Below are 10,366 nucleotides of genomic sequence, written 5' to 3'. Positions count from 1 at the left end.
CCCCGGCCCACTACCAACGATGTCCTGAACCCCATAGACGGTCTACAAACCGCCAACGATGTCCTGGACCTTCCCCCATAGGTTCTGGGTAATAGGTCAGACCTGATCTCGATCCGCCCCTTCCTAACACCACTCTTGGGGCAACCCATCGCCATTCCGTGGGAAACCTGGTTGACAACAAGGGGAAGTCGTAGGCGCAGGCAAGTTCTAGGTCATAGGTATTGGGTCCTAGGTCAGAACCCTGATCGCGGTCCGCTCCTTTCCAACGGCACTCTCACGTGCAACCCGTACCTACAACCTAGAACCTAAAACCTAGAACCCCTTTGTAGATAAACATTTCGCGACGTTGTGTGCCGCTACTTGTCAACAGTTGACGTTGCGTGGTATCTCTACCGCATGAGAGTTGTGCCGGTCGAGTCCAAGCAGCTGCAACCCCGTCCTCCCGTCGCACCTGCCACACCGGACCCGGCCGGCACAACTCCACCAACCCTCCGGCACCGCCTGCACATTCAACCGCACCTCCTCGCCGGCTCGGGCCACCGGCGCGTTCCTACGGATCCCTATGTACGTCGCTTCTGGACCGCCGCCTTGGGCCCGGGCGCGGTGGCCGATCTGCTCCGGCTCATCAGAGCTGCGCAGCGAGAGCGGTCCCTCCCCCGCCCCGAACATCTCTCCGACCTCATCCGGGTCGGACTCGCCGGTCATGCAGAAGCGGGCGTGTGGGTAGCGGCGAGCATCCCCGATGTCCCACCCGCCGACGTTCGTCGACTACCTCCATATCTGAGACGAGAGCACCACCACTGGCTGACCCGCGAGCAAAACGCAACCACGCTCGACCTCTAGACTGCCGCCTATGACAAACGGGGACTCGCGTACCTACCACGAGCTCGTGGATGCACTGCGTCCACAGATCATCGAGACCACCACGGAACACCTCGCCGCCCGAAGCGACGAGGCGATGATCGTGGATATCCGCGAGGCTCCCGAGTATGAACAGGGAGCGATTCCGGGTGCCCTGTTCGTTCCGCGCGGGGTGCTGGAGAGCACGATCACCGGCCAGGTTCCCAGACGGGACCGCGAAATCATCCTCTATTGCGCAACCGGTCATCGATCGGTGCTCGCCGCCCACTCGCTGCAGCAACTCGGGTATTCGAGAGTGAGCAGCCTCGCCGGCGGATTCGAGCAGTGGAAGGCCGAGCAGCGTACCTGGGATACACCAAACACTCTCTCGTCAGAACAGCGGGCGCGCTACAGCCGACACCTGCTGCTACCCCAGGTGGGAGAAGAGGGTCAGCAGCGTCTGCTGGCCTCCAGGGCCCTCATCATCGGCGCCGGCGGGCTGGGGTCTCCGGTTGCCCTCTACCTGGCGGCGGCCGGCGTCGGCACGATCGGGATCGTCGACTTCGACCTCGTCGACTCCACCAACTTGCAGCGCCAGATCCTCCACGACGTGCACCGCATCGGCAGCCTGAAAGCCGAGTCGGCCCGTGAAACGATTCGGTCGCTGAACCCCGACGTGCGGGTCGAAACCTATCCGACCCGCCTGACGGCGGAGAACGCCCTGGACATCATGTCGGGTTACGACGTCGTCGTCGACGGGGCAGACAACTTCCCGACCCGCTATCTCGTCAACGATGTGTCGCTGCATCTCCGGGTTCCGGTCGTGCACGGATCGATCTTCAGATTCGAAGGCCAGGCGACAGTGTTCGACCCCTACAACGGTCCGTGTTATCGATGCCTGTTTGCCGAACCTCCGCCGCCCGAGCTGGCACCGTCATGCGCAGAAGCCGGGGTACTGGGAGTCTTGCCTGGGGTGATCGGATCGATCGAGGCGATGGAGGCGCTCAAGATCCTCCTCGGCATCGGCGAGACTCTGGTGGGACGGCTGTTGCTGTACGACGCCCTCGACGAGGACTTCCGCACGGTGACCCTCCGACGCGATCCCGATTGCCCGGCCTGCGCCGACGACTCACAGCCGCCCCGGATCGTCGAGTACGACCAGCACTGCACTCCGGCCGGGAGTGTTGGCAGGACTTGATTGAGCGCCACCGCGTCGGGCTGAAGGAGACGACCTACCGGGCACCGTTGCCGGACAGTACCGTCCAGATGCTCTCTCCGAGGATGTACAGGTCGAGCCAGATCGACATGTTCTTCACGTAGTAGAGGTCGTAGGTGAGCTTCTCGATCGTGTCGGCCTCGTCGTCGGCGTAACCGTACTTGACCTGAGCCCAGCCGGTCACTCCCGGACGAATCAGATGGCGCTGAGCGTAGAAAGGGATCTCGGCATTGAACTGCTCCACAAACGACTCCTGTTCGGGTCGCGGGCCCACCAGACTGAGGTCACCTTTGAGAACGTTCCAAAGTTGCGGAAGCTCGTCCAGCCGGGACTTCCGCAAGAACTTGCCGGCAGGAACGAGACGATCATCGTCGAGGGTGGCAAACCGGGGACCAGCGCGCTCGGCATCCGCCCGCATCGTTCGCAGCTTGTACAAGGTGAACCGGCGTCCATTGAGCCCTATCCGACACTGCTTGAAAATGGCCGGGCCCGAGGAGGAGAGCCTCACCAGCAACGCGAGGGCCATTGTTGTCACCAGTGCGAGCGGAGCAGCGACGGCAACGAGCACCACGTCGATGATTCGTTTGGCGACTTGGTACGGTGCGGTCTTGATCGCCGGTTCCCTCAGTTCCCAACCTTCAGCCAGATGCACAATGGGCAGACGGCCGGTGTGCTCCTCGTAGACATTGGTGAGGGCACGTGTCGTGGTGCCGGAGATCGTGCACGACGAGACGTATTGCGCCATCCGGTCCGATAGAACCGAGCGGAGGTCGACGACGAGCGTCACCTCCGGAGGAATCGGGTCGAGATCGCCGGCTCGGCCGGGGTCGAGCACATTCAGCACATCGGCGTGCGGAGCATCGCGCAGATGCTCCACGAGTTCCTTTTCCGCGGTTACCAGCACCATCTGCTCGGTCCAGGGTGTACGACGCCGGATGGCCCGGTGGGTGATGGTGCCAAGCAACCAGACGACGGCCGTTGTGCCAAGAAACGGACGGGACCAGTAGACACGGCTAACGACAACGGCCAGAGCGGTGAGAGACACCCCAATTAGCACGACGGAAAGCCCCCGTCCGTACGATGGACGTGGAGCGCTTCCCGCCCATGTCATCACGCTGAAGATGGAGGACGCGACGGCACTTCCCACGAAGAACCCCAGCAGCGGCCACATCGAGTTACCCGGAACCAGCCGGGCATCCCAAGGCCACAGCGTGTCGAAGGTCACCAGGGATGCAACAACGAAGGCAACCAGGAGTGACCCGAGATCGGCAGCCGCGGTCGACAGCAGGAATCTACGACGCATGAGACGAGATGCTAGTGAGAATGCGCTGCTCACTGCAGCCGGAGCGATTCGAGACGCGAACGCACTGCCGCCACCGGCTCACAGGTTGCCCCCCGGCAAGCAACTGTGCATGATGCAAACCGCACAAGCAGATCGACGTAACTGTGAAGAGCACCGGACAATCACACCGCCCGAACGACCATCCCCTGGTCTCGATCGTGATGCCGGCGCGGAACGAGCGGGGCTCGATCGCGGCGTCCATACGCAGCGCCCTGGATCAAGAGTACGAAGGCGTCCTGGAGGTAGTGGTCGCCGACGGCTCGAGCGTCGACGGCACCCGGGAACTTCTCGATGAGCTCGCCGCCGCGGACGACCGTCTGCGTGTCGTCTCGAATCCGGACGGCAATACTCCGGCAGGGTTGAACAAGGCGATCCTCGCTTCACGAGGCGAGATCGTGGTCCGGCTCGACGCCCACGCGGTTCTGCCGGACGGCTACGTGCAGCGGGCGGTTGAGACGCTGACCACAACCGGCGCCGACAACGTGGGCGGTATCCAGGATGCGCACGGGGAGACGACGCTGCAACGCGCAATCGCCATGGCCATGTCGAGCCCATTGGGCGTCGGCGATGCCCGCTTCCGGTACGGCGGAACTGCCGGGCCCGCCGATACCGTCTACCTTGGCGTGTTCCGCCGCCAGAGCCTGGAAAAGATCGGCTTCTTCGATGAACGACTGCTTCGAAATCAGGATTACGAACTCAACTACCGAATCCGGCGCGCCGGCGGCCTCGTGTACTTCGATCCAGAACTGAAGATTCGCTATACACCGCGCGGCACCCTGGGTGGCCTCTGGCGCCAGTACTACCAGTACGGGCAGGGAAAGCGCAGGATGCTGCGAACCCACCCGGCGGCCATCCGTTGGCGCCAACTCGCGCCGCCCGCTCTGATTGCCGGCCTCGCCGTGTCCGTGGTGCTGGCAGCCACACCATGGCGACCACTTGCCCTCGTGGTACCGGCGCTTTACGTCAGTTTCATTGTCGGCGGTTCGCTGTGGTCGAGCCTGAAGCACCGGGTCGCAGCAACCCTGCTCCTCCCCGTTGTTTTGCCGACGATGCACCTGGCCTGGGGTCTGGGCTTCCTCAGCCGCTGAAGAAAGCCCGCGCCAGGAACGACGCCATCTGAGCGCGGGTGACGAGATCTGCCGGGCAATAACGCGGACCGTCGAGCGAACATCCGAGCGTGATACCGGCGGCGGCGATGGCGTTGATGTTCCCCTCATGGAAACCGGACACGTCGGTGAACAACGGGCCGGGTACGGGTTCGAGGGCCGAGGCACGAGCAAGGAATGTGGCCATGTGGTCACGACGAACGGGATCGGCCGGCCGGTAGGTGCCATCCTCGAATCCCTGCGCGATCCCGGCTTCTCGGACTCTGTTGATGTTGTCCTCATGAGTCGAGCCGTTGTCGTCCGGGAAGAAGTCGGTCGAAGCTGGAGGAAGATCGAGCGCCCGGGCGAGAAACGAGGCCATCTGGCCGCGGGTCACCGGGGCATTCGGGCAGTACTGCGTCACAGTGCAGCCTTTCGTCACTTCGTTCAACCAGATGGTGATGATGTTCTGCGTGTGCGGCGAGCCCACGATGTCGGTGAAGGGAGGTATGCCGTTGATGGCCGTGATCTGGCCAGAGCGAAAGCCCGGCAGCTTCCGCAACCACCATGCGCTTTTGTCCGCGACAACCGACAACCCGTCATCCGTGCCGTAGAACCGCACGGTGGTCCCAGGAGGGCCATTGACCAGCACCACGGAGTGCAGCGCGTCCCAGCCCAGCCGGGTAGCGAGACTGGCCTGGTCGGTGATCGCCGTCCACTCGGAATACGGGTTGGCGGTCGTCGGGTCCTGTGATCCCGGATCGGGCACGGGAACCAGATACGGGTACGGGATCTTCGAATTGAACCCGTCGATGTTGCTATCGGTGTAGCCGGCACTCGACGAGAAGTAGAAGGACTGGATGACGGTTTGCTTGGTAAACGACTCCCAGCCTGGCTGTGTATAGGTGATGACCTGATTGGCGGTGTCGTCGACGGCCGCTTTCCAGATTGCACCCCATTGCACGCCTCCGCTCTCCTCCGACTCCTTACTCCATCCCACATAGGCCTGATCGAGTGTCGAGCCGTAGATGTGGCACCAGCAGGATTCCTTGCGGTCATCGGTGAAACCGGGATCCGAGCCGATTCGAGGCAGGATCTCGAATCCGAGAAAACGATTGGTGGCGTAGGTCCGACCCGCAATTGCCTGCGCCTGCAACGCCGCCTCGCTCCACGATGAGTACATCTCGCCGAGACCGTACAGATACTCTTCGACACTAATAGCCATTGAGACATGGAAGCCATCTCGCACTTCACCGCTGCGGATCTTGATTTCCCCCCGCCCATAATCGGTGCCCTGGAGGTTTACCCGGCTCCCCGGCTGCATGACGATCGAGGCGCGGCAGGATCCTGGCGGGCCGACCGCCACACCCTCTCGATAGAACTGACAGGTCCCCCCATCGCCCTCGAATGTCCACACTTCTTCCGGCTGAGGGTGAACAGCCCTCGGACAGACACCGGTTCCGTCCCCGGCCTGGCACAGATCGAGTGGACCTGTGTCCTTGATCGCCTGGAACGTGACTGAGTACCGATTGCGAAGGAGGCTCACCCACAAGGCGCCTTCGCCGATCGTCAGCGGATCCGGATCAAGGGCCATCTCATCAATTCGCTCAATCTGCGTGCCCGAGTAGTAGTGAGCGACAATCTCCGAGGTCGACGCTCCGTTGAGCGCCATGCCATAAGCGCCGAACTGAGAGAGACCGACCCCATGACCCCAGCCGCCTCCCTCGAACTCGATTTCAAGAGACGGCGCCTGGAGAGCGTGACCGGGCGCCGACGCCAAGAGAACGAGCAACACGGCTGTCAGTGAAACCACAGACCGTCTCATGACCCCGCCCCCAGAAACGCTCTGGCCAGAAAGGACGCCATCTGCGCTCGCGTCACGGGACTCCACGGGCAGAACGCTCGTTCTCCACAGCCCCGTGTGATCCCGGCCTCGGCGATCACGTTGATGTCTGATTCGGCGGGGTGGGATCCATCGTCATCGAAGTAGTCCTGCGCGGCCGGTGCCAATCCCGGCAGCGAACGGCTGAGAAATGAGGCCATTTGCCCGCGCGTAACCTCATTGTCCGGGCAGAAGAGGCCGGCGCGGCATCCCATCGTGATACCGGCGTCGGCGAGTGCGTTGATGGCGCCTTCGTGACCCGAGTTGTCGTCGTCGGCGAAATGGTCGAATGAAGACAGAGGAAGGTCGAGCGCCCTGGCGAGGAACGACGCCATCTGCCCCCTGGTCACTTTGGCAGCCGGACAATACAGGTGGTCTGCGCATCCCATCGTGATGCCGGCTCCGGCAATGGCAATGATGTTCTCCTCATGAACCAGGTCCTCGTCGTCGGAAAATGGCAACACGAAGTCTCCAAGCTGCAACGAGTCCAGGACGGGCCACGGGTCGGTTTCCCCTTCGACCGTCCCGACCACCGACACGGAATACCGCCCGGTGGGTGCTGCCTCACCTCCAACAGTCGTATTCCATTCCACTTGCGCAGTGGTTCCCGTGCCGCTTGTCGAGTACACAACTACTCCGCCGGCGTCGGCGATCTCGAGCGTCCACGCAGTCGCCCGGGTGAATCGAAGATTGAAGGCAACCGGGTCATAGCCCGTTTCGGGAAATCCGGGTACAGGGTCGTTCAGAATCCAGCCGCCGTAGATCTTCGCTCCCCCGTACTGATCGATGGCACTTCTGAGGCCGCCGAGCAGCGAGTAGCCGGCCCAACCGGGGCAGGAGGTCATTGCGGCGTCACGGTGGCCCGAGATCCGCGTGAGGTTGGCGATCTCACCCTCGGCGTAGACGGGTCCACCCAGGCTCTCGATCAGCACGTTTCCGATGGGGTCGACATGGTGGAGGTCGAGTTTCCAGGCCGCCAACTCTTTGAACGCCGCCTGGGCGGCGGCGGTCGGAGCGACAGTGCTGTGGTCGCCGATGAAGGCGACACCCGTCGAGTAGTAGTTGAAGCCTTCGGTGTGCGCTGCCCACACCACCTCGTCGATTCCGCCGGCCCGTCCTTCATAGATATTGCCGAACTTGTCGATGAGGAAGTTGTATCCGATATCTTTCCAGCCCCGGGCGTTGACGTGGTAGGAGCAGATCGAGTAGATGAGGTCCTTGACCGAGGCTTCTGTATACGAGTTGCTGGCAGACCCGGCGTGGTACGTGTGATGCACGAACATCACCTCGAGGTGGTTGCCGTATTCGGGAGCTTCGGGATGGTCGGGCAGGCAACTATCCGCCCCCCAGGCGGAGCGGGGAATGATCGTCGGCTGATCCGCTACCGCTTCGGCTGTGTCCGCCGTTCCGAAGGAAAGGCTGCGCCAGAACAGCTGAGCCCGGCCGAACAGCGACATGCCGCGCCCGGCCGTCTCGACCCCCTCTGCATGGAGCCTGCCGGGATCGTCGTCGACGACCCGGTATTGGACGAACGAAACCCGACCAAGGTAGACGGGACCCGATGCCGGTCGCTGATGAATCGCCTCGGAGGTGCCGGGATCGGGTTGATGGTCTTCGGCCAGGTCGATTGACATCCAGTCGGACCATGTGGTTCCGTCCACGCTCCCACGCACCCAGGCCGCCTCGGGAGCATCCCCCATCCACGAGAGGCCGGCCGTGGTGATCTCAGCCGGCAGCCGGTCAGATTCCCACGTCGGGCCGTCGAGCAACACGAACGAAAGGGCGGCCGACCATGGTACCGGGGGCGGCGGTACGGCCCGCACTTGAACCTGTGAGGCCGCCACGATACCGATCGCCAGGACGGCGATCCATAGAAGGCGGCGCCTGGTGAGGAGGCCGGGAAGTGAGAATCGAGTTCGCATGGGGGTCTGTGGATCGTACCTCTCGGAGCAAGACCGGATGCTGCAATCAGCCCGCCGCCCTTTGCATTCATTCCTGGATCGTGCCCGGCCCCGGTACCAACGACAGGAGAATACCAGTGCTACCGCGGTACCATCGACCCTCGCCCATGATCTACCGCTCTCTCCTCGCCGCGCTGACCGTCCTGCTGACTGTGTCGCTCCTGGTTCCCGTCGACCCTGCGGCTGCGCGGACACCGTCGGAACCTGCGCTGGTTCCGACGCGGGCGACGGACGATGGAGTACTCGCCGTCGAGCACGAGTTTCTGGTGAAGGGCACCCGGGCAGCCCTGAGGCGGGAGGGACTCGAGGTCATCCGGGAGGTGGGGTTCGGTTGGAGCCTCGTCCGCAGTGTGGCACCGGGATCACCGTCCGGCGAGGCCGCCCGCCTGACCAGACAACTCGGGGTCCCGGCGGTTCCGAATATCGCACGACCGCTGAGTGGCGGAGAGCTCGAGCCCCTCTTCGTGGATCAATGGGGATTGCTCAACACGGGTCAATCCGGCGGGATGATCGACGCCGACGTCGACGCTCTCGAAGCATGGTCGGTGACGGAGGGCCGCGGTGCCATCGTGGCCGTCCTCGATACCGGGATTGACGCCAACCATCCCGATCTTTCCACTCAACTCTGGAATAACGGCGGCGAGACGCCCGGCAACGGCATCGACGATGATGGCAACGGCTACGTCGACGATACCTGGGGGTGGGACTTCGTCTCCGACGACAATAATCCTGACGACAATAATCCTGACGACGGTTCCTATCACGGTACGTTCGTGGCAGGGATCATCGGGGCAGCCGTCAATGGATATGGAATGGCCGGCCTCGCTCCCAACAGCCGCCTGATGTCGGTGCGGGTTTGTTCGACGTCGTGCTTCGATTCCGACACAATCGCCGGACTGGACTACGCGGTTAGCAACGGCGCCCGGGTCGCCAACCTCTCCTTCGGCGCCACGGGTGCCTTTGGAAACATCGCCCTCGAAGAGGCGGTCCGCCTGGCCGGGGAGGCAGGTTTGCTGGTAGTTGCGGCCTCCGGAAATGTGCCGGAGCTTCCTGAAAGAGACAACGACATTGCGCCCGTCTACCCGGCCAGCTTCCCTTTCGACTCCGTCGTGGCGGTGGCGGCAACGGACCACACAGATACCCTCTCATCGTTCTCGCACTTCGGATCCACCTCGGTCGACCTTGGGGCACCCGGTGAAGGAATCCTCTCGACGGTTCCCCTCTGGTTTGATCCCGTCGACGACCACCTCCTCGGCGATGGCACCTCATTCGCCGCCCCCTTCGTGAGCGGTGCCGCGGCCCTGGTCCTATCCATCAACCCATGCCTCACACCCGGGGAACTCCGAAACGTGCTGCTCGCCGGCACCGACCCGGTCGGCTCTCTGGCCGGCAGAACCGTTTCCGGCGGTCGCTTGAATGCAGATCGCGCCGTCCGGGCGACCCCAACCTCACTCGGATCCTCTGCTATCGCCATGCCCGCCCTCGGCGGCATCCCGTTCACGGTGGCTCTGAGCGCGACGAGTAGGTGCGATCGGTTTGGTGAGATCGCGTCATACGACTGGGCTTTTGGCGACGGCACCATCGGCTCGGGACGAGATGTGGGGCACACCTATTCGGCGACCGGAATCTACGACGTTGCTCTCACCGCTCGCGGAGGGGACATCGCAGAGCAAGCGGCGATCGAGATCGTCGCCGGAATCGACTTCGACGACGACGACACCAACCCGTTCGAATCGGAGATCATCTGGCTGTCGGCGCGCGGCATCACCCTCGGCTGTTCGGCGACCGGGTTTTGTCCGCTCGCATCCGTCACCCGTGGACAGATGGCCAGCTTCCTGGCCCGCGCCCTCGACCTACCACCCGCCACCAAAGACTGGTTCACCGACGACGGCGGCCCCCACCAGGACAACATCAACCGCCTGGCCGAGTCCGGTATCACCCGGGGCTGCATCATCACCGAGTTCTGCCCGCGCCAACCGATTGCGCGGGGCCAGATGGCCGCACTGCTCTACCGTGCCGAGCACTGAGCCGGGTTCAAGT

Annotated in this window: 7 protein-coding genes; 4 read left to right on the top strand and 3 right to left on the bottom strand. The window is 63.3% G+C overall.

Annotated features, from left to right (window positions below; all coding sequences use genetic code 11):
- Positions 1 to 396: 396 nt before the first annotated feature.
- Positions 397 to 843: a hypothetical protein gene (locus P1T08_13845; GenBank protein ID MDF1597157.1), complete on the top strand. Its 447-nt coding sequence runs from the start codon at positions 397 to 399 to the stop codon at positions 841 to 843.
- A gap of 10 nt (positions 844 to 853) precedes the next feature.
- Positions 854 to 2,038: a molybdopterin-synthase adenylyltransferase MoeB gene (moeB, locus tag P1T08_13840; GenBank protein MDF1597156.1), complete on the top strand. Its 1,185-nt coding sequence runs from the start codon at positions 854 to 856 to the stop codon at positions 2,036 to 2,038.
- A 34-nt stretch (positions 2,039 to 2,072) separates the two neighbouring features.
- Here moeB and P1T08_13835 read toward each other — a convergent pair whose 3' ends face one another.
- Positions 2,073 to 3,359 (bottom strand): sugar transferase, encoded by a 1,287-nt coding sequence (locus P1T08_13835; protein ID MDF1597155.1) that lies wholly within the window; start codon positions 3,357 to 3,359, stop codon positions 2,073 to 2,075.
- A 143-nt stretch (positions 3,360 to 3,502) separates the two neighbouring features.
- Here P1T08_13835 and P1T08_13830 point away from each other — a divergent pair, with 143 nt between their 5' ends.
- On the top strand, positions 3,503 to 4,486 hold the full coding sequence (locus P1T08_13830) for a glycosyltransferase family 2 protein (protein ID MDF1597154.1): 984 nt from the start codon (positions 3,503 to 3,505) through the stop codon (positions 4,484 to 4,486).
- Here P1T08_13830 and P1T08_13825 read toward each other — a convergent pair.
- Both P1T08_13825 and P1T08_13820 read right to left on the bottom strand, forming a co-directional pair.
- A complete protein-coding gene (locus P1T08_13825; protein MDF1597153.1) occupies positions 4,476 to 6,308 on the bottom strand; it encodes an S-layer homology domain-containing protein in 1,833 nt (610 codons plus the stop codon). The genes P1T08_13830 and P1T08_13825 overlap by 11 nt on opposite strands.
- Entirely contained in the window at positions 6,305 to 8,287 is a 1,983-nt protein-coding gene (locus P1T08_13820) for an S-layer homology domain-containing protein (GenBank protein ID MDF1597152.1), read from the bottom strand. Before P1T08_13820 ends, P1T08_13825 begins: the two co-directional genes overlap by 4 nt.
- A gap of 146 nt (positions 8,288 to 8,433) precedes the next feature.
- Between P1T08_13820 and P1T08_13815 the strand changes: the two genes are divergently transcribed.
- The gene (locus P1T08_13815; GenBank protein ID MDF1597151.1) at positions 8,434 to 10,353 is read left to right on the top strand and encodes a S8 family serine peptidase; all 1,920 of its coding nucleotides are present in this window, start codon (positions 8,434 to 8,436) and stop codon (positions 10,351 to 10,353) included.
- The last annotated feature ends 13 nt before the right edge of the window (positions 10,354 to 10,366 follow it).

This window comes from Acidimicrobiia bacterium, assembly GCA_029210695.1.
Lineage (GTDB): Bacteria > Actinomycetota > Acidimicrobiia > Spongiisociales > JAHEDJ01 > JAHEDJ01.
Note: the sequence above shows the minus strand (reverse complement) of the source record. Positions and strands in the feature narration are given on the sequence as shown.